The organism is Bifidobacterium sp. KRGSERBCFTRI, assembly GCF_025908335.1.
This window is the reverse complement of record NZ_CP109653.1, coordinates 739,236-764,603: the sequence shown is the minus strand read 5'-3', so window position 1 is coordinate 764,603 and position 25,368 is coordinate 739,236. Positions and strand designations below refer to the sequence as shown.

Genomic DNA, 25,368 nt, shown 5'->3' with positions numbered 1-25,368 from the left:
TCAAAAGAATCACGATTTCAGGTTCCTGAATGGGTGTGACGCGTGCGGTAGCAAGGCGCCCAAGCGCAGGCGTACCAAGGTGCGTCAAGCTTGGAGCAACGCAGCTAACGCTCCGTCATGCACGTTCAGGCTAATTTTTCAACCTGGTTGAAGCCTAGCTCCACCGGCGTGTCACGGCCGAAGATGGACACGAGCACGGTGAGCTTCTGCGTGGACGGATCCACTTCGGAGACAACCGCGGCCATGGTGGTGAACGGTCCATCGGTGACGGTGACCTGATCGCCAGGAGCGTAGGAGACCTCAAGCTTGCGCTTCTTGGCTGCAGCCGGCTTGTCTCCGGCGGCCTTGAGAGCTTCGGAAGCGATCATCGGAGCCATCATGGAGACGACTTCCTTGCGGGTCAGCGGTGCCGGATCCTTGGTCGGGCCGACAAAGCCGGTGACGCCTTCGGTCTCGCGGACGATACGACGGGCGTTCTCATCCGGCAGCATGCGGATCAGCACATAGCCGGGGACACGCACGCGGGTGATGACCTTCTTGCCTTTTTCGGTGTGCTTTTCGACTTCCTCCATCGGCACTTCGACCTGGAAGATCTTGTCTTCCATACCGAAGCTGGCCACGCGGGATTCGACGTTGGTCTTCACGCGCTTCTCATAGCCGGAATAGGTGTGCAGCACATACCACTTGCCTTCAAGCGTGCGCAGGCTCTTGGAGAATTCCTCGACGGCCTTGGCACCGGCATCCTGCTCAGTGTCTTCATCCTCAGTGGTTTCCGCGGTCTGCTCTTCCGGAGCGTCCTGCTCGGACTGGGCCTGCTCATCGGTCGCCTGATCGGCGGCGACGGCCTGGACGGCCTCGCCTTCGGCCGGCAGCGCCTCAACAGCGGCAGCAGCCTCGGTATCAGCCTTGGAAGCCTCGTCGAGGTTGTCGGAAAACACTTCGTCAGTCATGCACTTTCACCTTCAAGTTGTTTATCAGCCGAATATCCACAGGGTCAGCTTGCCCAGACCGTAGTCCATGCCGGTGACCAGTGCCATCAGCAGCAGCACGAAGATAAACACGGCGAGGGACCAGAAGAACAGTTCCTTGCTGGTCGGAGTGACGACCTTGCGGAGTTCGTCGATAATCTGTTTGATGAACAAGCCAATGCGCATGAAGATGTTCGGCTTAATGGCCTTCTCGCTGTTCTTCGCCTTCGCCATAATAATCCTCCGCTGGGCTTGTTGTAAGAAGCTTGGCAGGGAAGGCGGGACTCGAACCCACAACCTACGGTTTTGGAGACCGTTGCGCTACCAATTGCGCCACTTCCCTAGGTGAACTCTGCCGTCTCCACTTGCCGGCGAGGATTCTATGCAAAACCACGCAAGAAGCAGACGGCAAAACCGCCAAGTCGAAATAATAGCGGGTTTTCGCGACTTCGTCCAACCCGATTCACGACGAATTGCAAGAAACCGCTATTTTCCAACGAAAAAAAAGATTCGCGCCCGGCATGTCACCGAAGCGCGAATCGCTAAAAATATCGTCTATCAACTGAACTTTCCGTCAGTTGAGCGCGGGGCCGGTCGGCTCAGTCCTCGATCCAACGCTTCATGCGACGCATGCCTTCGACCAGATCGTCGTCGGCAAGCGCGTAGGAGAAGCGCAGATAGCCGGGAGCGCCGAACGCCTCGCCCGGGACAGCGGCGACATGGCCTTCGTCAAGCAACGCGGCGGCCAGTTCGGAAGTGTTGGCGAACGTGGTCTTGTTGGTGCCGATCGGTTTGTTCAGCAGCGCGGTCACGTCGGCGAACGCGTAGAACGCGCCGGTCGGAGTCGGGCAGTTCACGCCTTCGATGTCGTTCAACGCGGCGACGATGGTCTGGCGGCGCTTGTCGAATGCGGCGCGCATCTCGTAGACGGCGTCCAGGGAGCCGGAGACGGCTTCGATGGCGGCACGCTGGGAGATGTTGTTCACGTTGGAGGTCATGTGACCCTGCAGTTTGGATGCGGCCTTGGCCACGTCCACGGGGGCGATCATCCAGCCGACGCGCCAGCCCGGCATGGCGTAGGTTTTGGCCACGCCGTTGAGCACGAGCAGCTGGGAGCGCACTTCGGGCACCGCGGCGCCGATGTACGTGGTTTTGGCGCCGTCATAGTTCAAGTGTTCGTAGATTTCGTCGGAAATGACCCACACGTGGTGTTCGATGGCCCACTGCGCGATGGCCTTGACGGTTTCCGGCTTCCACACCGCGCCCGTCGGGTTGTTCGGCGTGTTCACGATGATGGCCTTCGTGTGTTCGGTGCGGGCCGCTTCGATGGCTTCGATGCTGGGCTCGAAGTTGCGGTCGGCGCCGGCGAACACGGTCACGGGCACGCCGCCGGCGAGCTTCACGGCTTCCGGATAGCTGGTCCAGTACGGGGTGGGGATGATGACCTCGTCGCCCTCGTTGAGCAGAATCTGGAACGATTCGTAGACGGCCTGCTTGCCGCCGTTGGTCACGATGACCTGGCTTGGATCGACTTCGTAGCCGGAGTCGCGCAACGTCTTGTCCGCGATGGCCTGGCGCAGTTCCGGTAGGCCGGCGGTCGGCGTGTAACGGTAGTTTTTCGGGTCCTGCACGGCCGCGGCCGCGGCCGCGACGATTGGTGCGGGGGTTGGGAAGTTCGGTTCTCCCGCGCCGAACCCGATGACGTCGATTCCGGCGGCCTTCATTGCCTTCGCCTTGGAATCGACGGCCAGAGTAGCGCTCGGAGCCACGTGATTGATACGGTCGGATAGAGTCTGCCAGTCAGCCATAGTCATGCCTGTAATGCTAGACCTGCCACGCGAAAAACGACAGCCCCACGACACACGTCTATTTCGCCGCGAACGCTTCGCTTGAAGCGAAATCGATGGCCTAACCACACCTTTTGCACTGGCTCAGACCAGTACGAGATTGTCGCGGTGCACCAGCGGATGCGCGTATTCCTCGCCGAGGAAACGCTTGAGCTGGGCCGTATTGCGTCCTAGCATCTGCGGGATCTCCTCGGAGTCGAAGCCGACCAGGCCCTTGGCCAAATGGTTGCCCTGCTCGTCGTCAACCCAGACGGCGTCGCCGGCGGCGAAATCGCCCTTCACTTCCACCACGCCGGCCGCAAGCAGGCTGGCCGCTCCCCCGCGCACCGCCTTGGCCGCGCCGGAATCGGCCACCAGCGTGCCCTGCGGGTGGGAGGCGAAGCCAATCCACAGCCTACGTGACGAACCGCGGTCGTTGATCGGCGCGAACGCGGTGCCGACCGGATCGCCCATCATCGCGGGACCTGCGTTCGACGCGCATGTCAACACCGCGGGAATGCCGGACACCGCGGCGACGCGCGCGGCCTCCATTTTGGTGACCATGCCGCCGGTGCCGACGTTCGAGCCGGTTCCGCCGACCTGAACCTTCGCCAGCGCGTCCTCGACGTTCGGCACATAGGAGATGCGTTTCGAGCCGGGCTCGCTTGGCGGCGCGGTGTACAGCGCGTCCACGTCGGTGAGCAGGACGAGCGCGTCGGCGACGACGATGTTGGCGATGAGCGCGGACAGACGGTCGTTGTCGCCGAACCGGATCTCGTTGGACGCGAGGGAATCGTTTTCGTTGATGATCGGCACCGCGCCCAAGTCGAGCAGGCGGTCGAGCGTACGGCGCACGTTGCGGTACTGCTGTGGGGCGATCGTGTCGGAAACGGTGATGAGGATCTGTCCGACACGCAGCCCGTACCGTGCGAAAGCGGCCTCATACTGGGCCATCAGCAGGCCTTGGCCGACGGCGGCGCACGCCTGCTGGTCGGCTACGTCGGTCGGACGCTTGTCGAAACCGAGCGTGCCGAAACCGGCCGCGATCGCGCCGGAGGAGACCAGCACCACGCGGCCGCCCATCAATCGCACGCGGGCGATGGCCGCCACAAGCGCGTTCAACCGTTGCGGATCCAAGTGGCCGCTCGGCTCGGTCAGCGAGCTGGAGCCCACCTTCACCACGATGGTCTGCGCTTCGGCGATGGCCCTGCGCACTTGCGCTTGCGATGGCGTGTTCATAGTTCCTCCCGGTACCGTTACCGGCTATTGAAAAAGCCCGCCGACATGCCATCGGCACATCAGCGGGCTTCGTTGGATGGTTCTATTGTTCCACATCCTCGTCGTCGGCGGTCTCGCCACGTCCAAAAAGACTGGTTTCGTCGTGACGGTCGTCGTCCACGGAAGGATCGGCCCAGTGTCCTGCCTTGCGTTCGGCCATCATGGCTTCGCGCACGGCCTGACGGGCGTCCATCATCTCGTGGTACTGGCGACGGCGTTCCGTGTTGGAACGACGCTGCGCACGACCATCCGATTCCTGCAGTCGCAGGTCGACGCCGCGTGCGCCCAACTGGGTGCCGTCGAGCATTTCCGCGCCGGCCGCGATGGTCGGATCCCAATCGAATTCCACGGCACGGTCGCCACGGCCGATGCGCACTTCGTCGCCCGGCTTGGCGCCCTTGTGCCGCAGCTCGTCTTCGACGCCCAGCTTGGCCAGACGGTCGGCAAGGTAGCCGACGGCCTCGTCATTATCGAAGTTGGTCTGCATGACCCAACGTTCCGGCTTGGTGCCGAGCACCTCGTACCAGACTTCGCCGTTGCCGTTCTCCTTGCGTTCCACGGTGAAGTCGAGCGCGTTGCCGCCTTCGTCGTTACGGCGACGGCGATTGCGCGGCTCCTCGAGCGGCTTGATGACCACGCGGGCCTCTTCCTCGGCCTGCTCGCGTTTGGCGACTTCCGCGCGCATGTTGGTCACGAGGTCGGCCAGCGCCCAGTTGAGTTCCTTCAGGCCCTCGTGGGAGGCGGTGGAGATGATGTGGACCTTGAGGCCGAGCTTTTCGAATTCGGGCTTGACGAATTCGGCGAGTTCCTTGGCTTCCGGCACATCCACCTTGTTGAGGATGATGATGCGCGGACGTTCGGGGATCGGAATCGCGCCGAGCGGCAGTTCGAGCTTGCCGGCGTATTCGGCGAGCTCGTGTTCGAGCGCCTGGTAGTCGCTCATCGGGTCACGGCCGGGTTCGAGGGTGGCGCAATCGATGACGTGGGCGATGATTTCAGTACGTTCGATGTGACGCAGGAATTCGAGGCCGAGGCCCTTGCCCTGGGATGCGCCCGGAATCAGGCCCGGCACGTCGGCGATGGTGTAGCGCATGTCGCCGGCCACCACTACGCCGAGGTTCGGCACAAGCGTGGTGAACGGATAGTCGGCGATCTTCGGTTTGGCGGAGCTCATCGCCGCGATCAGGCTCGACTTGCCTGCGGACGGAAAGCCCACCAGCGCCACGTCGGCGATGGACTTGAGCTCGAGGATGACGTCACGTTCCTCGCCCGGCTCGCCCAGCAGTGCGAAGCCCGGCGCACGACGGGTGCGATTGGCCAGCGCCGCATTGCCAAGACCACCGTTGCCGCCCGCGGCCACGACGAACTTGTCTCCTGCATGACGCAGGTCGGCGAGCTGCTCGCCTGGATGCTTCGGCTTGCCCTGCGGTCCCTTGGCTTCGAACACGACCGTGCCCACCGGGACGGGCAGGATCAGGTCAGCGCCCTTCGAACCGTCCTTCGTGTCGCCCAGGCCCATCGTGCCGCTTTCCGCCTCCCGGTGGGGCATGAAACGGTAATCAAGCAGACTGTTGGCGTTCGAATCGGCCATGAAGATCACGGAACCGCCGTCGCCGCCATTGCCGCCGTTCGGGCCGGCCAACGGCTTGTATTTCTCCCTACGGATGCCGGCGGAACCATTGCCGCCGTCGCCGCCCTTGACATGGACGGTCACTCGATCCACAAAATCACTCATGTATCTACCTTACATAACAGAAAGACCGCGTCCATATGGGCGCGGTCTTTCATCAAAAGCGTTATTTGCGCGTGTCTCAGGCGGCAATCACGTCGACGACCTTGCGGTCACGACGCACGCCGAACTTCACGCTGCCGTCCTTGAGGGCGAACAGGGTGTGGTCCTTGCCCATGCCGACGTTCTCGCCCGGGTGGAACTTGGTGCCACGCTGGCGAACGATGATGTTGCCGGCCACGACGGCTTCGCCGCCGAACTTCTTCACACCGAGGTATTGCGCGTTTGAATCGCGACCGTTGCGCGAGCTGGACGCGCCCTTCTTATGTGCCATGTCTGTTCCTTTCGGTCCTTGACTCTAACCCTACGCGAATCAGGCGATAGCCGTGATCTTGACGAGAGTCAGCTGCTGGCGATGGCCCTTGCGACGAGCAACGCCGGTCTTGTTCTTGTACTTCATGATGCTGATCTTCGGACCCTTGGCCTCATCGTTGACAACCTCAGCCTTGACGGTGAGCTTGGCGAGATCCTTGGCACCGAGGATGACCTTGGAGCCGTCCACCACGAGGGCAGCCGGAAACTCCACGGTGTCGCCCTTCTTGGCGTTGAGACGGTTGACGAGGATGACGTCACCGACCTCGACCTTTTCCTGATGGCCGCCGGCCTTCACAATAGCGTACATATCCGTTCCTTTATTAACTTGGAAAGCTTACTGCCCGGCACGTTCGAGCCTCGCGGCCAGACACCAGCAATCTAATCTACACATACCCGCGTACAACCGCAAGTCTGCTCCCGGCGTGTCAAGTTGACATACCGGGATTTTCCTTTATTCTTCTTGTTCTTCCTCGCCCAGGTCCGCATTGTTGGCGGCCACGGCTGCCGCCGCGATCTGCGCGAGTTTGGCCTTCACGTCCGGCGAGGAGCCCTTCGGCACCTGCACGTCCGTGCCATGGCCATGCTTGTTGGTCTTGACGAACGGATCGCCGCCCTTCAGGGCGTACGGATCGTCGTAATCCGCCGAAACGGTCGGTTCGTCATGGAGGATGAAGCCGCGGCCCTTGCAGGTCGGGCATTCCTCGGAGAACGCCTCCACCAGACCCTGGCCGATGCGCTTGCGCGTCATCTGCACCAGTCCCAGCGAGGTGACTTCGGCCACCTGATGCTTGGTGCGGTCGCGCGCCAGGCACTCCACCAGTCGGCGGAGCACCAAATCCCTGTTGGCCGGCATGACCATGTCGACGAAGTCGATCATCACCATGCCGCCGATGTCGCGCAGACGAAGCTGTCGCGCGATCTCTTCGGCCGCTTCGAGGTTGCAACGGGTCACCGTTTCCTCGAGGCTCTTGCCGCGGCCGATGAAACGGCCCGTGTTCACGTCGATGGTGGTCATGGCCTCGGTGCGGTCGATGACGATCGAACCGCCGGACGGCAGGTAGACCTGACGTTCCATGCCCTTACGCAACTGGGAGTCGATCTGCCACTTGTCGAACACGTCCTTGCCGTCATGTTCGGCCGGATCCCACTTCTCGAGCTTGTCTTTCAGGTCGGGGGCCATCGTGTCGAGGTATTCCTCGATACGCTCGTACACGCGGTCGCCTTCCACGATCATCTTGGAGAAGTCGTCGTTGAAGATGTCGCGCACCACGCGGATGGCCACGTCCGGCTCGCCTTGCAGCAGCTTCGGACGCTTGCCGTGCAGGAACTCGTCGCGCTTGGCGGTGATGCGTTCCCACTGGCGCACCAGGTTCTCGAGATCCTTGGTGATGGCCTCTTCGGAAGCGCCTTCGGCCGCGGTTCGGATGATCACGCCCATATCCTTCGGCGCGATCTTCGACACGATGTTCTTCAGGCGGGCGCGCTCACGCTCGCTCAGCTTGCGGCTCACGCCGGTCATGCCGCCGGACGGCACCAGCACGAGGAAACGGCCGGCCAAGGTGACCTGCGAGGTAAGCCTTGCGCCCTTGTGGCCGATCGGATCCTTGGTTACCTGCACCAGCACCGGATCGCCCGACTTGAACGCCAGTTCGATACGACGCGGCTGGCCTTCCAGACGTGCGGAATCCCAGTTCACCTCGCCGGCGTACAGCACGCCGTTGCGGGCCTGTCCGATGTCCACGAACGCGGCCTCCATGCTCGGCAGCACGTTCTGCACGCGGCCAAGATAGATGTTGCCGACGGTGGCCACTTCCTGGATGCCGGACACGTAATGCTCGACGAGCACATTGTCTTCGATCACGGAGATCTGGGTGTGGCGCTCACGTTCGCGCACCACCATCAGACGCTCGACGTGTTCGCGACGGGCCAGGAAGTCCTGCTCCATGAGCTGGTTCTGACGGCTGCGTTCACGACGGTTGTCGCGGCGGCGCTGCTTCTTGGCTTCCAGACGGGTGGATCCTTCGACGTCGGTGATTTCGTCGATGTACTGCTGCTTGCGGGAGCGACGGGACATCGTCTCGTCCGATTCCTCGGCCTTCGACCCTCCACGGCGGCGGCGACGGCGACGGGTCACCGTGCCCTCTTCCTCATCGTCATCCTCATGACGGCGACGGGATTCGCGTTCGGAGGTCTGCTGCTCGTCGGCTTCCTCATGGTTGCCGCGTCCGCGACGGCGGCGACGGGTGCGCGTCGGCTGCTCGTCATCATCATCGTTTCCATTGCGGGACTCGTCATCGATCGGCGCATACGTGATGCCATCGAGGACCAGGTCCTCCTCGATCTGCTCCACTTCGGCAGCGGCACGACGTTCCTGCGCGTTCAGACGACGGGAACGACGGGAACGACGGGAATCGCCATGATCATCGTCTTCGGCGTCGTTGTTGCGGTCATTGCCATCATCACGGCCGCGACCGTCATTCGAAGCGTCCGTGCGGTCCGTGTCGGCCGTGTCGTGGCTGCGACGGCGGCGGCGACGAGTCGGACGGTCATCGTCGCGGTCATCACGGCTGTCACGGGCATCGTCCGAACCTCTGCGGCCCGTATCGTCAGCATCGTCATCGTCGGACGATCCGCGGCCCGCGGGGGCGGCCGGCAGAATCGGCTCCTGGAACAGCAGCGACGTCATCGGACGCGGATTATGACGCGTCTCATGGCCTTCCGGCAGCGCGCTGACGGCGTCGAGCGCACGGTCTTCGGATGATTCGTCACGATTGCCACGATTGCCGTAATCGTCACGATCGTCACGGTCATCACGCGGCTCGTCGCTGATACGGCGACGGCGACGCGACGGGCGATCATCCTCGTCCTGCACGTCCACAGAGGAACGACGGCGACGGCGCGGACGTTCGTCACGCATCTCATCGTCGTCATCGTAACGGGTCACGCGACGACGACGCGGACGCGACGGCTCGGCGTCATCGGCATCATTGAAATCGGCGGAATCACGCGCAGGCTGGACAGGCTCAAGCTTCGGTTCCTCAAACAAGGGGGCTTTGGCATGCTCCTCGACCTTCAGCTCCAAAGACGCGCCCGCGGCACCTACGCCACGCACCACGCGGCGACCTCCACGACGGCGGCGCGGAGCCGGATCGGCAGACACAGAACCCGCACTGCTTGCCGCATTATTGGTTGAATTATCGGATGACACAACAGCCTCGACCTGATCGAGGCCCTCATTGGTAGTAGGCACAACGCTCCTCGGCAACGCGCTGCAATCGCATCGCCTTCACTCAAGCCCCAACGGTTCTCACACCACGCTCTCACCGTGGCCGCGCATCATGGCGCCCGTAGGAAGCAACTTCCGTCAAAAGTCTTCATCATGCGACGGCGGACACCTGCGCTCGCGACTCACAGAACATTCACGCGAGGGGATCAACGCCATCGGATGCGTCGGCGGTCTTGCAGAACCACCGTCTATAAGTATGACACAAAAAACAACGGAGCGTGACAGGACGGGAAATTTATTCCCCCTACACGCTCCGTTTTCCAATGATTCGCGTTGACACGCCGTGAATGAACGTGCGCCGGCATAGTGGTTCAGCAGCGGTTCAACGGTGGACCAATAGTGGTTCTGCGGCAAGCCCGCGGCAGCGAATTACCGGCGATTCAACGGCAGCTCAGCAACGACTCAACGGCGATTCAACGCAGCCAGTCCTCCAGCAGGTCGGCCATGAGCAGCAGATCGGTCTCCGGCAGCTGCTCGTCCTGCTTGTGAGCCAGCAGCGGGCTACCCGCGCCGAGATTCACGGCCGGAATGCCCAGAATCGCGAAACGCGCCACATCCGTCCAACCCAGCTTGGCAAGCGGGTCACGACCGGTACGTTCCTTGACAAGCGATACCAGCGATTGGGCAAGCGGCGAATTGAGGCCCGGACGTGCGCTCGGCGATTCGTCCTTCATCTCGATGCCGAAGCCTTCGAACACGCCACCAGTGGCCTGATGCTCGCCGTTGCCGAGTTTCGCGCCCGCATCCGCGCCGATCATCAGCGCCTTCGCCTCGGCGAGCGACTTGTCCGGCGCGAACCGGTAGTTGACGTGCACACGGCACTCGTCGGGAATCACATTGGTACCCTTGCCGCCGGAAATCAGCGTGGCGTTCAGGCCCTCCTGATAGGTCAGGCCATCTACTTCGATGGCGCGGTTCTCATGTGCGTTCAAACGGTTCAGAATCTCGGCCGCCGCGTGGATCGCGTTCTTGCCCATCCAGGCGCGGGCCGAATGCGCGGCAACGCCGTGCGTGATCACGTCGAATCGCATCGTGCCGTTGCAGCCGCCCTCGATGCCGCAATCGGTCGGCTCGCCGATGATCGCGAAATCGCCGGTGATCCAATCCGGATGCGACTCGACCACCTTGCGCAGGCCGTTCTTCTCGGCCGCGACTTCCTCATGGTCGTAAAACACGTACGTCAAATCGTATTTCGCATCCGTCAGCGTGGCCGCCAGATACAGCATGACCGCGTCGGAACCCTTCATATCGGTGGCGCCACGACCCCAGATCACACGCTCATGCTCATGACCGGCCGCCACATCCTCGCGAATCAGCGGATCGCCCGGCTGAAGCCATTTCGGCGGGAAATTGTCAATCACCGGCACCGTGTCGAGATGGCCGGCAAGAATCACGCGGCGCTCGCGGCCGAAATCGGTGGATGCCACCAATGTGTCGCCGTGCCTGCGCACCGTCAGATGCGGCTGTTTTTTCAGGAACACCTCGACGGCGTCCGTCAACGGGCCTTCGTCATCGCTGACGGAATAGCAGCCCATGATCTGCCTCATCAGCTCGTTCAACTGCTCCTGTTTGCTGGCGGAAGCGGAAAATCCAATCGTAAGTTCGTTCATGCCGTCCATTATCCGGCAAAACGTGCCGTCAATCGTGTATCGGGCTCGCTTTTGAGACGTGCATACGACCGACGCGCGCTTGGTGCCACACTAGATAGCGGTCGAAAGGCAACGGCCGCAACGAAAAGGAGAGTGCAATGCCGGGTCTGTTAAGCGCGATGGAAGGTTTCTGCGTCATCGGCATCGTCATCGCGACCGGCTATGTGGCCGCGCGCATGCGCATCGGCGGGCCGACCGCGCAGATGGTGCTCAACAGGTTCAGCTTCTTCGTGTCGAGTCCGTGCCTGATGTTCGCCATCCTGTCCAAGGAGAAAATCTTCGAGATTTTCCATTCCTCCATCGTCGTGGCGTTTTTTTCGGCGCTGCTGGTGGGCGTGGTCTTCCTGATTCTCAACCGGCTGTTCTTCCATATGAAGGCCGCGGACGCCACCATCGGCGCACTGAATTCGCTGTATCTGAACTCGAACAACATCGGCCTGCCGATCGCCACGTACATTCTGGGCAATCCGGCGCTTGTCGCACCGATTCTGGTCATGCAGCAGGCGGTGTTCACGCCGATCGGCCTGACCGTGCTCGACGTGACCACCAAAGGCAAGGTCTCCGCGAAGGAGATTTTGAAGCAGCCGTTGCATCAGCCGCTGCTCATCGGCTCGCTGCTGGGCATTGTGGTGTCCGCGATTTCCGCGAAGGTCGGCTATTTCGTGGTGCCGGACTGTATTTACGATCCGATCGACATGATCGGCAATTCCGCGGTGCCGATGATTCTGATGGCGTTCGGCATGTCCTTGCACGGCACGAAGCCGTTGCAGGACAAGTCGAATATTCCGGCGGTGTTCACGGTGGCCGCTTTGAAGAACATTGTGATGCCGATCATCGCGTTCCTGCTGTCGTATTTCGTGATGGGCTTCCGTGGCGCCACGCTGTACGCGTGCGTGGTGCTCGCCGCTCTGCCGACCGGGCAGAACGTCTACAACTACGCGGCGCGGTACAACGTGGGTCTGTCGTTCGCACGCGACGGCATTCTGTTCTCGACGTTGTCGTCGCCGATTTTCATCGCGATTATCGCGGTGCTGCTCGGCTGACCTCGCCAGTCCTCGCCGCGGTATCCACGACCGCCGCGGCGAGGCCATCAATCGTCCATACGGTAGCCGGCATGACCGAGCCCGTGCGCCGCATGATTCGCGGCACACCCTCCGAGCACCATCAGCGCATAACACAAGCCGATTCCCGCGGCCAACGTAAGCAACGAAGCCGGATTGAGCAACGACGTTGCCAGAATCGGAAACAGCAACAACACCGAGCACCCCAATGAAACGGCCATCACCGTGTTGAGCGGGGTGATCACTTCCATCATGCGTGCCTTGTCGAGCGTCGCCTCATCCGTGCCTTCCAACGCAAGCATGCGGTACTCGTCGGCCTGGTCGTAGACGTTGCCCGTCTGCATCACGCCGGAACTGACGGCGGCGAGCACCGCGGCAAAGGCGAGCGTCAGGAAACCACCCATCGCTATATCGCGCATGTACAGCATAGATGGGTCGAACGGGTCGTGGTTGCCTCCGATTCCGGTGGCGAGCAATCCGCACACCGACGTCATCCCCGCAATGAACACAGCGAGCGCCACACCGGACACGTTACGCCAAGCACGCTTGGGATTGTCGAGGATACGGCGCATGGCAATCATAGTGGCCGCGTCCTTCGGGTGTTTCGCACGCGATCTGGCGCGCATCGCCACCACCCAGGTACCGACGACGTTCACCATGGCGAAACCGAGGAAGAAGACGCCGAAGATGATGGCGTAGACCACCATCTGACCCAAGTGCGCGAATGCGGAGATGCTGTTGAGCAGCAGGTAGCCTACGGCCAACACGGCAAGGAAAATCAGTGCGCGCCATGCGGACGGCATGGGTTGTCCGGTACGTTGCATCACGCCAAGCGGGGTGATGGCCACGCGGCGTAGGGCGACCAGCGCGGAGACCAAGGCAAGCAGCGTGACTCCGACGGTCACGGCCGCCAGAGCAGGCAGTCCCACCCACAACTGTTCGAAGGTGAAATGCTGGTTTTGGAAGTCGAGCAGCATGATCGCCGGTATCAGCGCGAAGTAGCCGGCCATGCCGACCAGCGCGCCAAGCAGAGCCTGGCCACCAGCATCGAGCGCGGTGAGTTTCGTGACCTGCGCGGTGGTGGCGCCCGCAAGTCGCAGTGCGGCGAGACGTGCGTCCCTGCGGGAGGCCGCGAGACGGGCCGCCGAGCCGGCGAGCGCCACGAACGGCACGATGAGTAGCAGACTGGCGAATGCGGCGAGCAGCACATAGCCGTCGGAATAGGTGTTCATGACGGCTGTGGCCTGGTCGGCCGTCCAATGGCCGTCGCCGACCGTGGCGACGAGCTTGTCGGCGTGCGCCAGGGTTTTGGACCATGTTTCGTATGTACCGGGCGCGCACCTGTTGGAATTGATCATGCAACCGAACGTGTGGTCGGCGGAGGCCCGCCAGATGAAGCCATGCAGGCCTCCGAGCACGGTTAGGAAGACGGCGGTGGCGGATGCGAAGGCAACGATGGCCAGCGCAGAGGTGCGGCTGGATGTGCCGCGGGTGCCGGAGCGGTGGAACAATCGCCATAATCGGAACATGTTCATCGTGCGCCTCCGGCGGTAGGTTGGGATTGCTGCGGCGAGCTCAGCCTGCCGTCACGCATGGTAACGGTGGCATCGCAGAATGCGGCCACGTTCGAATCGTGCGTCACCACGACCACGGCCGCGCCGGTCTGTCGTGCGGTCCGCATGAGAATGCTCATGATTTCGTGGCCGGTGGTCTGGTCGAGCGCGCCGGTCGGTTCATCGGCGAAGATGACTGCCGGCTGCGCGGCGAGCGCACGTGCGATGGCGATGCGCCGCATCTGGCCGCCGCTCATTTCGCCGGGACGTTGTTGCGCGAGCTGGCGCAATCCCAATCGTTCCAGCCATAGCATGGCCGTGTCGGTGGCCTGCTGGTAGCTTGCGCCGCCCAGCATCATCGGCAACGCGATGTTTTCGATGGCCGGCAGTTCCGGCAGCAGTTGTCCGGATTGGAAGACGAAGCCGAAGGCGCTGCGGCGCAGTTTGGTGCGGTCAGCGTCGCTCAACCGCGCCAGGTTGGCACCGCGAAACATCACATTGCCGGCTGTCGGGGTGATGATGCCGGCGAGTGCGTGCAGTAACGTCGATTTGCCGGAACCGGACGGTCCCATGACCGCGATGCTTTCGCCTGCCTGGATGCCGAAATCCACGTGATTGAGCGCCAGCATGTGTGTGGCGTTCGGTGTCGCCTGTTGGGTCGAATAATCCATGACCAGATCGGTCGCGTGAAGTATGTGTTCCATGTTTCCTACGGTACGGAAACGGATTGGTCCCGGCCATCAGACGGCGGGATGAACTTACAGGTTTCCTTCCGGCATGCATCATCCGCAAGGATTAGCGTAATCGCGGACTGCGGATGAGATGCCGTATGTCAGACGAGATGCCAGGAGAGGCGGTGCAGGTCGCTGGGTCCGAATTCAGCGATGGCGTCACGGTGTGCGGCCGAACCGTAACCCTTGTTGTGGGCCCATTCATAGGGTTCATATTGGGGTTGCGCTCCCAGTTCGACCATGAGCCGGTCTCGCGTGACTTTGGCGATGACGGCTGCGGTGGCCACGGTGGCGCAGTACCTGTCGCCCTTCACTTTGGTAGAGACTTCCGCAGGAACCGGCACGTCAGGCGCGTCGAAGGTGTTCAGCGCTTTGGTGATGTAGTCGTTCGGTCCGTCGAGGATCGCCCCGACCTTCACCGGCCGCCCGTCAAGCAGACCGTTGCCGTCGATGCCGAGTCTCGTCTCCGCTTCCGACAGCGCACGCAACGCGGCCACGCCGAGCGCGTAGGAGATGCCCCAATCGTCGATTTCCGTGTTGCTGGCCGAGCCGACCGCCCAGGACGCGCACCACGATTTAAGCTCTTCGAATATGGCTTCGCGGCGGTGTTCCGTCAGCATTTTGGAATCGGCCACGCCGTCGGGTACGGCAAGCGGCGACGGACCGGACAGGTCGCACGTGCGGATTGCGGCGGCGCCGACCATGACGGGACCGGCGAGCGAGCCGCGGCCGACCTCGTCGAAGCCGACGATCACGTCGTAGCCGGAGGCCGCGATCGCCCGTTCCATATCCAGCGTGGGCACTATGGAAACGGACATCAGTCGGCAGATCCTTCCGGCACGTCCTTGAACACGTCGTGATGCGCGTCCAGCGTGCTGATGTGGTTCAGCGGCCAATACTTGACCAGACCGACGCCGACCACGTCGGAAACCGGCACGAGGCCGTGCGAGGAATCGTCCTGATGGTAGCGGGAATCGGCGGAATTGGCGCGATTGTCGCCCATGACGAACACATGTCCCGCAGTCACTTTTTCACTGAACGCGAAGGAGCTGGGGTCCACGCCGGAGCGGATGTACGAAGTTTCGTCGATGGCCACACCGTTGACCGTGACCGGCTTGCCGGGCCCCTCGCAGGCCACGGTGTCACCGGGCAGGCCGATAAGTCGTTTGATGAGGTAGTCGCCGCCGAATCGGCCGCTGTTCTCCTGCTGCAGCCAATGGTCGGGGTCCTTGAAGACCACCACGTCGCCGCGCTGGAGCTTGAAGACTTTGGGGGTGAGTTTGCTGGTGATGACCCGGTCGCCCGGTTCGATGGTGTTCAGCATGGAGCCGGACGGAATCACGTAGAAGCCGAACAGGAACATGCGCACCAGCAGCACGATGACGATGGGTATGCCGCACCAGATCAGGGTGTCTCGTAAGCCGAAGCTTTCCTCGCTTTCGACTCTTCTTCTGGCATGCTTCATGGGATTCCTTACCGTCCGGTTTCACGCACTGGCCCCTATCATAGCGGCCCAATATAGAAAATCGGCTCCTCGACGGGTTGCCGAAGAGCCGATTCCACGCTTTATTTGCGATTCGAACTCACTTCTCGGAGTTGTCGCGGCGCTCGACGATACGAGCGGCCTTACCGCGCAGGTTGCGCAGGTAGTACAGCTTGGCGCGACGCACGCGGCCCTTGCGGACCACCTTGATGGAATCGATGGCCGGGGAGTGCAGCGGGAAGCGGCGCTCGACACCGGTGCCGAAGCTGATCTTGCGGACCACGAAGGTCTCACGAACGCCGCCGCCCTGACGAGCGATCACCACGCCGGTGAAGGCCTGGATACGGGAGTTGTTGCCTTCCTTGATCTTCACGTTGACTTCGACGGTGTCACCGGGACGGAAAGCCGGGATTTCCTCGGCCGGCTTCATGTGCTTGGCGTCAAATGCCTCAATAGCGTTAACCATTGTGTTTCCTCGAGTCGCCGCCGCATATCGGCGCACAGGTAAGGGCTTCGTACGGCGTTCTTGCGATTGCCGTCTCGGCCTGTTCTTCCGCTCCGCAGGTCTGCCTGCGAAGGGTTGCCGATCCGCCGGAAATATTGCGATAAAGCACGGCCGGAGTTACCTGCGACCGTTCCGGCTGGACCCAAAGAAAAGCGGGATTATGCGGCATCCCACCTTTCAGCACAGCAATAATCAAAAATACCCCATCCGTAAGACACGGATGGGGTATGCCACGTACGCGCTAGACGCCACGTTTCGATGGAAGATCAGAACTCGCGGCATGAACGGTCGCCAGACCGTTCACCAGACAACACCGTGCGGCGCGCGCAACCGTGAGTTCTGATGCAACGCAGCGGAATCAGAACTCACGGTTGGCGCGGTAGAACTTGATCAGGGACTGGGTGGACGGATCCTGGGCGGCCAGGGCGTCGTCATCCTTGGAGATGGCCGGGGTGATCTGCTTGGCAAGCTGCTTGCCGAGCTCGACGCCCCACTGGTCGTAGGAGTCCAGACCCCACACGGTGCCCTCGACGAAGGTGATGTGCTCGTACAGGGCGATGAGCTCGCCGAGCGCGAACGGGGTCAGAGCCACGCCGAAGATGGAGGTGGTCGGACGGTTGCCGGTGAACACGCGGGCCGGGACGATCTCTTCCGGGGTGCCCTCAGCGCGCACTTCGTCGGCGGTCTTGCCGAAGGCCAGGGCCTTGGTCTGGGCGAAGTAGTTGCCCAGGAACAGCTCGTGCACGTCCTGGTCGCCGTCCTTGGTCGGGTTCGGGGTGTTCACGAACGCGATGAAGTCGGCCGGGATGAGCTGGGTGCCCTGGTGGATCAGCTGGTAGAAGGCGTGCTGGCCGTTGGTGCCCGGCTCGCCCCAGAAGATCTCGCCGGTCTCGGAGGTGACCGGGGTGCCGTCCCAACGCACGGACTTGCCGTTGGACTCCATGGTCAGCTGCTGCAGGTAGGCCGGGAAGCGGTGCAGATACTGGTCGTACGGCAGCACGGCGTGGGAGGCGACCTTGAAGAAGTTGCGGTACCACACGTTCAGCATGCCGAGCAGCACGACGACGTTCTTCTCGAACGGGGTGTTGGCGAAGTATTCGTCGATCTCGTGGAAGCCGTGCAGGAACTCCTCGAAGCGGGCCGGGCCGAAGACCACGGCGAGGGAGGTGCCGACGGCGGAATCGACGGAGTAACGGCCGCCGACCCAGTTCCAGAAGCCGAACGCGTTGTTCGGGTCGATGCCGAACTCGGCGACCTTCTCCAGGTTGGTGGAGACGGCGACGAAGTGCTTCTTGATGGCTTCGGCGTTCTTGGCGTCGGAACCGTCGATGGCGCCCTTGGCCTTGAGCTCTTCGAGCAGCCAGGTGCGGGCCTCACGGGCGTTGGTCAGGGTTTCCAAGGTGGTGAAGGTCTTGGAAACGATGATGAACAGGGTGGTCTCCGGATCGAGGCCCTTGGTCTTCTCGGCCAGGTCGTTCGGGTCGATGTTGGAGATGTAGCGGGCGGAGATGCCGGCGTCTGCGTACGGCTTCAGCGCCTCGTACACCATGACGGGACCCAGGTCGGAACCACCGATGCCGATGTTGACCACGGTCTCGATCTTCTTGCCGGTCACGCCGGTCCACTCGCCGGAGCGGACCTTGTCGGCGAACGCGTAGATGCGGTCGAGCACCTCACGCACGTCCTTGACGGTGTCCTGGCCGTCGACGATGTACTTGCCCTCGTCCTCGACCGGGCGGCGCAGCGCGGTGTGCAGCACGGCGCGGTCCTCGGTGTTGTTGATGTGCACGCCGGTGTACATGGCCTTGGTGCGCTCGTCGAGCTTGACGGCCTTGGCCAGGTCGGCGAACAGCTGCAGGGTCTCCGGCTTGATCAGGTTCTTGGACAGATCGAAGTGCAGGTCGCCTGCATCGAAGCTCAGCTTCTCGACGCGCTCGGCGTCATCGGCGAACCACTGCTTGAGGCTGATGCCCTCGGACTGCAGCTCGTCGTAGTGCTTCTGCAGCGCGGCCCACTCCGGGGTCTTGGTGGCGTCAACGGGAGGATTGATGGCCATGTTGATAGGTCCTTTCATCATCACTGTGAAGCGGAACGTGACGGTGGAATCTCGTTCGATTTTCCACGGCACGAGCCGTTTTCTTCACCTCACAAGATACTCACAAAAGCCGACAGAACAACACAAAAATGTTTCCCGAGTTAACACATTCGGTCGGAAGCGCGATATACCGCGGTTCCGACCACTTTTCAGTGGCGACATGCCAGATAAACGACGATTACTGAAATCGTATGCAACGTTCAGCGGGAAAGCTTCAACGCACGTGAAAACGGCTGTCGTATGCAACGATCGCATTACGATTACGTACGCAACTTACGCACGACCACGCACGCGGCTTACGCAAGTCAGGCGATGGCGGCGAGCAGGAAGTGCGCGCCGGTCATCATGACCAGGCCGATGATCGCGGACACGGACAGCGAGAAGCCGGCGAGTTTCGCATTGCCGAGCACTTCGTCGGTGAACAGGGTGGAGAACACGGCGATTGGCGCGAGGCAGCACATCACCACGGCTTCGCGCACATTGGCGCCGAACGGCAGCACGAACCATGCGCAGACGGCGGACAGCAGGCCGAATGGCAGTCGCAGGCCGATGATCTTCAGCAGCTTCATCACATCGTCACGGCCGGCGGGCAGGTCCATCAGCATGCCGACCATCAGCATGGCGACGAACGAGTTGGCGTTGGCGAGCGGCTCAACGAACGTGGCCACGACGGCGGGGATCTTCACATTGGCAAGCATGAGCACGATCATGACCAGGTAGGTGTCAAACGGGATGGAGCCGAAGAAGCCTTTCGCCACGTTGCGTAGCAGCGCGTGGCGTGCCAGCCGGCGGGCATCGCGATCCTTGGGTTTCGTATACGGCAGCACCGGCGCATGCCCCTGGTACTGCTCGTCCAAGGTCTTGCCGGGCTGGATGTGCAGGAGGGTCTGCGTCATGACGTTCGTGCCGGCCGCCACCATCACGCAGTTGCCGATGTCGAACATGGCCGCTGGCACGATCGCCGCGGTGCCGAGAAACGCCTGTGCCACGGGGAAGCAGAAGCAGCCGATGTTGAAGCCGGAACCGTTGAGCATGGTGAACGCGCGATCCTGCACAGGCGTGTGACGTGTGGTGAGGAAGATGAGCACGGGCGGGATGAACGCGACCACGAAGCCGAAGACGGAGATCCACAGCATGCTGGAATCATGCGGGTTCGTGGCGAACGAGTAGATGATGGCGCAGGGCAGAACCAGGTTGAACAGGGCGACCTGCATGATGCGGTAGTCGCGGTTTTTGAATTTGCCGGCGCGTTTGAACAGGTAGCCGGTGAGGATGATGGCCAGCAGCGCGATTGGCTGAATTAACGTGGACATGTGCGCGAGATGGGACTTGAACCCACACGTCAAAGACACAGGAACCTAAATCCTGCGCGTCTACCAATTCCGCCACTCGCGCAATCACCATCCGCGCACGGCGAAAACCGATACGCACGGATGCACATATGCAAAACCCTAGATGCTCGGAAAACCTCCGAACATCTAGGGCAGTGGAGCCACTTGACAGAATCGAACTGTCGACCTGCTCATTACGAGTGAGCCGCTCTACCGACTGAGCTAAAGTGGCGCAATGCCCAGTAAGCATACGCTAGCCGCGCACAAGAAACAAAGCATAGCGGAAAAACCGGACGAGCACAAATCGCACGCACGCCATCCAGTGTCGCGCGCCACGGCAAGCGCCCGTCGCGGCCGTCATCCGATGTTATTTGACCAGCGCTTCGATCGATGCGACCAGCGCGCGCAGCGCCTTGCCTCGATGGGAGACCGCGTTCTTCTCGGCCGGCTCCATTTCGGCGGACGTGAGCTTTTCGCCGGCGTCGACCGCACGCTGCGGCTGATCGTTCGGCACAAACAGCGGATCGTAGCCGAAACCGTTGGCGCCGCGCGGGGCACGCAGCAGCACGCCCGGCATTTCGCCGACTTCGACGGTTTCGCTGGCGATCGTGTACGGCTTATCATCATCCGCACCGTCCGTCTTGCGCTCTCCTGGCAGGACCAGCGCGGCGGCGCAGCGGAACCGTGCGGTGCGCTTGCTGTCGGGGATGTCGGCCAGCTGCTTGAGCAGCAGCGCGTTGTTGGCCTTGTCGTTGCCGTGCTCGCCGGCCCAGCGTGCGGACAGGATGCCCGGCGCGTTGCCCATGACGTCCACGATCAGGCCGGAATCGTCCGCGACTGCCGGGCAGCCGGTACGTTCGGCCACGTCGCGCGCCTTGATGAGCGCGTTCTCCTGGAAGGTCACGCCGTCCTCGACCGGATCGGGCAATCCCAGGGAGCCTGCGGAGACGAGCTCGATGTCGGCGGCGTCCGCGCCGAGACGTTCCTCGAGAATGCGGCGGATTTCCGCCAGTTTGCCTTCGTTATGCGTGGCGACGATGATCTTCATGCCTTACGGTTCCTTCCGTCGTTTTCCGACTTATATCTGTTTGCGTTGTTCCATGCGCGCCGAGTCGCCGGCATCGGACCGTCAACGTCCTACATTCAGCGCATGCCGTGCCGTCGATCGGCTCAGTCGAGCGCGAGCGCGGCGCGTTGGGCGGCCTGCAGCTCCCTGTTGCCTTTTTCGGCGAGGTCGAGCAGGGTGTTGAGTTCGGCGCGGTTGAACGGACGATGCTCGGCGGTGCCCTGGATCTCGATGAAATCGCCGGAACCGGTCATGGCCACGTTCATGTCGGTCATGGCCTGGCTGTCTTCGATGTACGGCAGGTCCAGCATCGGCTTGCCGTTGATCACGCCGACGGAGACGGCGGAGACCCAGTCCTTGAGCACGCGGTTGGCGGACTTGACGTGCTTGTGTTCCTCGGCCCAATGCATCGCGTCGACGAGCGCCACGTACGCGCCGGTGATCGAAGCGGTGCGGGTGCCGCCGTCGGCCTGCAGCACGTCGCAGTCGATCTGCACCTGGTTTTCGCCGAGCGCCTTCATATCGACGACGCCACGCAGGCAGCGGCCGATCAGACGGCTGATCTCGTGCGTACGGCCGCCGATCTTGCCGCGCACGGACTCGCGGTCGGTGCGGTCGGCGGTGGCGCGCGGCAGCATCGCGTATTCCGCGGTGACCCAGCCCAGGCCGGAGTCCTTGCGCCAGCGCGGCACGCCGGCGGTGAACGTGGCGGTGCACATCACGCGCGTGTTGCCGCATTCGATGAGCACGGAGCCTTCCGGAACGTCCGTGAAATGGCGGGTGATGCGCACCGGGCGCAGTTCGTCGACCTTGCGTCCGTCCGCACGCACCACGGTCTGGTCGCCCAACATATCCTTAATCGCTACCATTGCTGTTCTGCACTTCGCTTTCCGCTGATTTCGGCTTTTGCCGCCGTCCGATTACTCGTCTTTTCAGCATTCGACCCTATCACCAGCCAAGCACGCCGCGCCTCGAGACCCCTCCTGCACGTATGATGGGATGCAACCAAAGATTGGCCACCGTGGGTCCTACACTTATGGTCAGTTTCACCAAAAGTCAAGAAAGGCTTTGGAAATGCTGGATTATTCACCCGCACTCATGACCGACATGTACGAATACACCATGCTTGACGCATGCCTGAAGGACGGCACCGCCAACCGCAAGTGCGTATTCGAGATCTTCACCCGGCATCTGCCGCTGGGCCGCCACTATGGCGTGGCTGCCGGACAGGGACGCATCCTCGACGCGCTCGAGAAGTTCCACCTCGACGACAACGACCTGAAATTCCTCGCCGACCGCAAGGTGGTAAGCCCGGAAACCATCAAATGGCTGGAGAACTTCCACTTCTCCGGCTCCATCAAGGGCTACCACGAAGGCGAGATGTTCTTCCCGAACTCGCCGATCCTGCAGGTCGAAGGCACGTTCGGTGAATGCACGCTGCTGGAAACGCTGCTGCTGAGCATTCTGAATTACGATTCCGCCGTCGCCTCCGCCGCGTCCCGCATGGTCAGCGCGGCGAAGGACCGCCCGTGCATGGACATGGGAGGCCGCCGCACCAACGAATGGGCCGCCGTCGCAGCCGCCCGCGCCGCCGTGGTGGGCGGATTCAAGGGCACCGCCAATCTGCTGGCCGCGCAAATGTACGGCCTCAAGGCCATCGGCACCGCCGCGCATTGCTTCACCCTGGTGCACGACGACGAGCGGAGCGCCTTCGAATCGCAGATCGCCGCGCTTGGCAAGAACACCACGCTGCTGGTCGACACGTACAACATCGAAGAGGCCGTGAAGACGGCCGTCGACGTGGCAGGCCCCGAACTGGGCGGCGTGCGCATCGATTCCGGCGATCTCGCCTCCCTCGCGCAGCGCGTGCGCAACCAGCTGGACGCGCTTGGTGCCACCAATACGAAGATCACCGTCACCAACGATCTCGACGAGTACGCACTGGCCTCTCTGCAGACCGCTCCGGTCGATTCCTATGGTGTGGGTACCATGCTCGTCACCGGCTCGGGCGCCCCGACCTGCGCGATGGTCTACAAGCTCACCGAACGCGAGAACTCCGCCGGCGAAATGCAGCCGGTCGCCAAGAAGTCGAAGGACAAGGCCACCGTTCCGGGCCGCAAGCTCGCCTTCCGCTCCTACGAATACTCGCTGGCCGACTGCGAACACGTCATCTCCGGCTCCGAAGACAAGCTCGCCGCATACCAGCCGGAAGACGGCTGGAAGGACCTGCTCGTCGACTACGTCACCAATGGCGAGAACCACAGCGAATACCAGGGCCACGACGCGATCGTCAACGCGCACAACTACCGCGCGCAGGCGCTCGCCGAACTGCCGATCGGCGCACAGAGCCTGATGAAGGGCGATCCGGTCATCCCGACCGAAGTCACCGTGCTGTGACGTCCGTCATGGCGTGAACCGCCCTGTACGGAGCAAACGACATAACAAAAACCGACGCCCGGTGATTCACCGGGCGTCGGTTTTTGCATAACATACGACGTTGCGCCGCACCCAGCCGCCATATTCAATCGCCACGTTCAGCCACCGCAACCGGCGGCATGAATCGGCAACATGGTCGAACGGCAATCAGAACGAGCTGTTCATCATCTCGTCATAGATGCGCTTGCAATCCGGGCACACCGGGTAATGCGTGGGGTCACGCTTCGGCACCCACACCTTGCCGCACAACGCCACAACCGGACGGCCCGTCATCTTCGATTCGGCGATACGGTCACGCGACACATAATGCGCGAAACGGTCGGCATCGCCATTGCCACCGTCATCAAGCTTCGTTTCCTCTTCAGGACGTTCCAGAACGGCGGTACCGGTACCCGCATCCGGGTTGGACAGCGGCGAAACCGGATCGTCGGATCCGAACAGGCCATCGAAAATCGCAAATACCATAATTAAGACTCCTCACACAAGCCGCGATCGCGGCCCCACTGCCTTCCATCATAGCCGAGCCGCATTGCGCCGCCACCCGTGCGCACGAACCGCGCCAACACGGGCATACGCCGATGTTGCGCACGTTCTCAACCAATCGCGGTACGCTTAAGGTTATGACAATTGCAGTTTGCCCCGGGTCGTACGACCCAGTGACCGCCGGCCACCTGGACGTCATCGAGCGTTGCGCGCGCTTTTTCGACGAAGTGCATGTGGTGGTGGCCGTGAACGCGGCGAAGACGCCGATGTTTTCCGAGGAAACCCGTGTTGAGATCATCCGCCAGGCGCTCGCCAAGCGCGGTTGCACCAATGTGAAGGTGGCGTCTACCACCGGCCTGATCACCGACTATTGCACGAAAATCGGTGCGACGGTCATCGTCAAAGGACTTCGGCAGAACGGCGATTACGAGGCTGAGCTGGGCATGGCATTGGTCAACCGCAAACTCGCCGGAGTGGAAACGCTGTTTCTGCCTGCGGCCCCGGACCTGGAGCACATCTCCAGCTCCATCGTCAAGGACGTGGCACGGCACGGAGGCGATGTGACGGGCATGGTGCCCGATTGCGTGATTCCACTGCTCGGCGAGGCGCTCAAGAACGAAAAGAGAGCATGATGAGTGAAGAGACCAACGATTTCAAGCCGCTTGCTGACGCCGATGACGCCACGTCGCAGCAGCCGGTCACGCCGGCGGCCGATTATCCGGCCACCGGCGCTGTTGCCGGTACCGCAGCGACCAACAACTCCGCAACCGGCAATGCCGCCGACCGTGCTACGGATGAGCCGGCAAAGCCCGCGAAATCGTCGAAACCGTCGATTTCCATGTCGGACCTGCCCGACCTTCGTGCCACGTTCGATCCCGATGCGCCACTCGACGACAGTTCGGATCGCAGCCGCGACGAATTCACCACCGTCTACGACATCATCGACAGCATCGAAGAGGAATTGGACGAGGCCAAGCCGATTCTGTTCGCGCCGAGCTCGGTGCGCGTGGACCGCGAATCGTTCACCGGCAAGCTCGACAAACTCAAGAAGATGCTGCCAGTGCAGCTGGAACGCGCCTCCGCGCTGATGCGCGAATCGGAACGCCGTCTGGAAAGCGCGCAAACGCAAGCCAACGTGATCATCGCATCCGCGCAGTCGCGTGCCGCCGACACCGTACGCGAAGCCAACGAGCAGGCGCAGTTCCTTGCCGGGCAGGAGAACGTGACGGAACTCGCCAGGCAGAAGGCGCGCGGCATTCTCGACCAGGCGCAAGCCAAGGCCGACAAGCTCACGCAGAACGCCGACAAATACTGCATCACCATGATGGAATCGTTGCAACAGCAGGTCGACAAGATCGGCACCGGCGTGCAGGCGGGCCTGAACGTGCTGTACGATCGCCAACGCGAAGCCGGCGCGCATCTGGACCATCTCGATGCGGACGATTATCCGGAAAACTGAGCAAGACGCGTAACACGCGTGGAACGCATAGCAAGAAAGAGCGAAAGACTGAAC

The 25,368-nt window shown here is 62.2% G+C and carries 23 protein-coding genes and 3 tRNA genes; 4 read left to right on the top strand and 22 right to left on the bottom strand.

Going from position 1 to position 25,368, the window contains the following annotated elements; all coding sequences use genetic code 11:
• Positions 1-125 precede the first annotated feature (125 nt).
• The 10 genes from nusG to dapE form a co-directional block, all read right to left on the bottom strand.
• A complete protein-coding gene (gene nusG / locus OGI63_RS03155) occupies positions 126-950 on the bottom strand; it encodes a transcription termination/antitermination protein NusG (RefSeq protein WP_011742767.1) in 825 nt (274 codons plus the stop codon).
• 24 nt (positions 951-974) lie between these two features.
• Positions 975-1,202, bottom strand: a complete 228-nt coding sequence (secE, locus tag OGI63_RS03150; protein ID WP_003807764.1) for a preprotein translocase subunit SecE — start codon at positions 1,200-1,202, stop codon at positions 975-977.
• Positions 1,203-1,235: 33 nt separating this feature from the next.
• A tRNA-Trp gene (locus tag OGI63_RS03145) sits at positions 1,236-1,311 on the bottom strand.
• Between the two features lie 256 nt (positions 1,312-1,567).
• The gene (locus tag OGI63_RS03140; protein WP_172458538.1) at positions 1,568-2,782 is read right to left on the bottom strand and encodes a pyridoxal phosphate-dependent aminotransferase; all 1,215 of its coding nucleotides are present in this window, start codon (positions 2,780-2,782) and stop codon (positions 1,568-1,570) included.
• Between the two features lie 117 nt (positions 2,783-2,899).
• Positions 2,900-4,033, bottom strand: coding sequence for a glutamate 5-kinase (gene proB, locus OGI63_RS03135; protein ID WP_003807760.1), 1,134 nt, complete (start codon positions 4,031-4,033; stop codon positions 2,900-2,902).
• An 82-nt stretch (positions 4,034-4,115) separates the two neighbouring features.
• Positions 4,116-5,807, bottom strand: a complete 1,692-nt coding sequence (gene obgE, locus OGI63_RS03130; RefSeq protein WP_011742765.1) for a GTPase ObgE — start codon at positions 5,805-5,807, stop codon at positions 4,116-4,118.
• Between the two features lie 76 nt (positions 5,808-5,883).
• Positions 5,884-6,135: a 50S ribosomal protein L27 gene (gene rpmA, locus OGI63_RS03125; RefSeq protein ID WP_003807757.1), complete on the bottom strand. Its 252-nt coding sequence runs from the start codon at positions 6,133-6,135 to the stop codon at positions 5,884-5,886.
• 39 nt (positions 6,136-6,174) lie between these two features.
• Positions 6,175-6,483: a 50S ribosomal protein L21 gene (gene rplU, locus OGI63_RS03120; protein ID WP_011742764.1), complete on the bottom strand. Its 309-nt coding sequence runs from the start codon at positions 6,481-6,483 to the stop codon at positions 6,175-6,177.
• Between the two features lie 144 nt (positions 6,484-6,627).
• Entirely contained in the window at positions 6,628-9,384 is a 2,757-nt protein-coding gene (locus OGI63_RS03115) for an Rne/Rng family ribonuclease (protein ID WP_413464221.1), read from the bottom strand.
• Positions 9,385-9,875: 491 nt separating this feature from the next.
• A complete protein-coding gene (gene dapE, locus OGI63_RS03110; protein ID WP_038445334.1) occupies positions 9,876-11,072 on the bottom strand; it encodes a succinyl-diaminopimelate desuccinylase in 1,197 nt (398 codons plus the stop codon).
• A 137-nt stretch (positions 11,073-11,209) separates the two neighbouring features.
• Here dapE and OGI63_RS03105 point away from each other — a divergent pair, with 137 nt between their 5' ends.
• Positions 11,210-12,154, top strand: coding sequence for an AEC family transporter (locus OGI63_RS03105; RefSeq protein ID WP_011742761.1), 945 nt, complete (start codon positions 11,210-11,212; stop codon positions 12,152-12,154).
• Between the two features lie 47 nt (positions 12,155-12,201).
• Here OGI63_RS03105 and OGI63_RS03100 read toward each other — a convergent pair whose 3' ends face one another.
• The 11 genes from OGI63_RS03100 to rph form a co-directional block, all read right to left on the bottom strand.
• Positions 12,202-13,707, bottom strand: a complete 1,506-nt coding sequence (locus OGI63_RS03100) for a hypothetical protein (RefSeq protein WP_011742760.1) — start codon at positions 13,705-13,707, stop codon at positions 12,202-12,204.
• The gene (locus OGI63_RS03095; RefSeq protein WP_231837111.1) at positions 13,704-14,396 is read right to left on the bottom strand and encodes an ABC transporter ATP-binding protein; all 693 of its coding nucleotides are present in this window, start codon (positions 14,394-14,396) and stop codon (positions 13,704-13,706) included. Before OGI63_RS03095 ends, OGI63_RS03100 begins: the two co-directional genes overlap by 4 nt.
• A gap of 161 nt (positions 14,397-14,557) precedes the next feature.
• Positions 14,558-15,274, bottom strand: coding sequence for a ribonuclease HII (locus tag OGI63_RS03090; protein ID WP_041777232.1), 717 nt, complete (start codon positions 15,272-15,274; stop codon positions 14,558-14,560).
• Positions 15,274-15,921, bottom strand: coding sequence for a signal peptidase I (gene lepB / locus OGI63_RS03085; protein ID WP_021912812.1), 648 nt, complete (start codon positions 15,919-15,921; stop codon positions 15,274-15,276). Before lepB ends, OGI63_RS03090 begins: the two co-directional genes overlap by 1 nt.
• Positions 15,922-16,039: 118 nt before the next feature.
• Positions 16,040-16,405 (bottom strand): 50S ribosomal protein L19, encoded by a 366-nt coding sequence (rplS, locus tag OGI63_RS03080; RefSeq protein WP_021912811.1) that lies wholly within the window; start codon positions 16,403-16,405, stop codon positions 16,040-16,042.
• A 397-nt stretch (positions 16,406-16,802) separates the two neighbouring features.
• Positions 16,803-18,500, bottom strand: coding sequence for a glucose-6-phosphate isomerase (pgi, locus tag OGI63_RS03075; RefSeq protein WP_026647255.1), 1,698 nt, complete (start codon positions 18,498-18,500; stop codon positions 16,803-16,805).
• A gap of 344 nt (positions 18,501-18,844) precedes the next feature.
• Positions 18,845-19,852: an AEC family transporter gene (locus OGI63_RS03070; RefSeq protein ID WP_011742754.1), complete on the bottom strand. Its 1,008-nt coding sequence runs from the start codon at positions 19,850-19,852 to the stop codon at positions 18,845-18,847.
• 1 nt (position 19,853) lies between these two features.
• Positions 19,854-19,934: transfer RNA gene (locus tag OGI63_RS03065), tRNA-Leu, on the bottom strand.
• A 92-nt stretch (positions 19,935-20,026) separates the two neighbouring features.
• Positions 20,027-20,102: transfer RNA gene (locus tag OGI63_RS03060), tRNA-Thr, on the bottom strand.
• 135 nt (positions 20,103-20,237) lie between these two features.
• Positions 20,238-20,918 carry a non-canonical purine NTP pyrophosphatase gene (locus OGI63_RS03055; protein WP_041777230.1) on the bottom strand — a complete coding sequence of 227 codons (681 nt, stop codon included), beginning with the start codon at positions 20,916-20,918 and terminating at the stop codon, positions 20,238-20,240.
• Positions 20,919-21,040: 122 nt separating this feature from the next.
• Positions 21,041-21,805 carry a ribonuclease PH gene (rph, locus tag OGI63_RS03050; RefSeq protein WP_041777229.1) on the bottom strand — a complete coding sequence of 255 codons (765 nt, stop codon included), beginning with the start codon at positions 21,803-21,805 and terminating at the stop codon, positions 21,041-21,043.
• Positions 21,806-21,935: 130 nt separating this feature from the next.
• Between rph and OGI63_RS03045 the strand changes: the two genes are divergently transcribed.
• Positions 21,936-23,333, top strand: coding sequence for a nicotinate phosphoribosyltransferase (locus OGI63_RS03045; RefSeq protein WP_011742752.1), 1,398 nt, complete (start codon positions 21,936-21,938; stop codon positions 23,331-23,333).
• A 186-nt stretch (positions 23,334-23,519) separates the two neighbouring features.
• Here OGI63_RS03045 and OGI63_RS03040 read toward each other — a convergent pair whose 3' ends face one another.
• Positions 23,520-23,837: a DUF3039 domain-containing protein gene (locus tag OGI63_RS03040; protein WP_011742751.1), complete on the bottom strand. Its 318-nt coding sequence runs from the start codon at positions 23,835-23,837 to the stop codon at positions 23,520-23,522.
• Positions 23,838-23,992: 155 nt separating this feature from the next.
• Here OGI63_RS03040 and coaD point away from each other — a divergent pair, with 155 nt between their 5' ends.
• Complete coding sequence (gene coaD / locus OGI63_RS03035; protein ID WP_021913439.1) at positions 23,993-24,487, top strand: pantetheine-phosphate adenylyltransferase; 495 nt, start codon at positions 23,993-23,995, stop codon at positions 24,485-24,487.
• Entirely contained in the window at positions 24,484-25,314 is an 831-nt protein-coding gene (locus OGI63_RS03030) for a cell division protein (RefSeq protein ID WP_011742750.1), read from the top strand. The genes coaD and OGI63_RS03030 overlap by 4 nt, the downstream gene beginning before the upstream one ends.
• Positions 25,315-25,368: the final 54 nt, after the last annotated feature.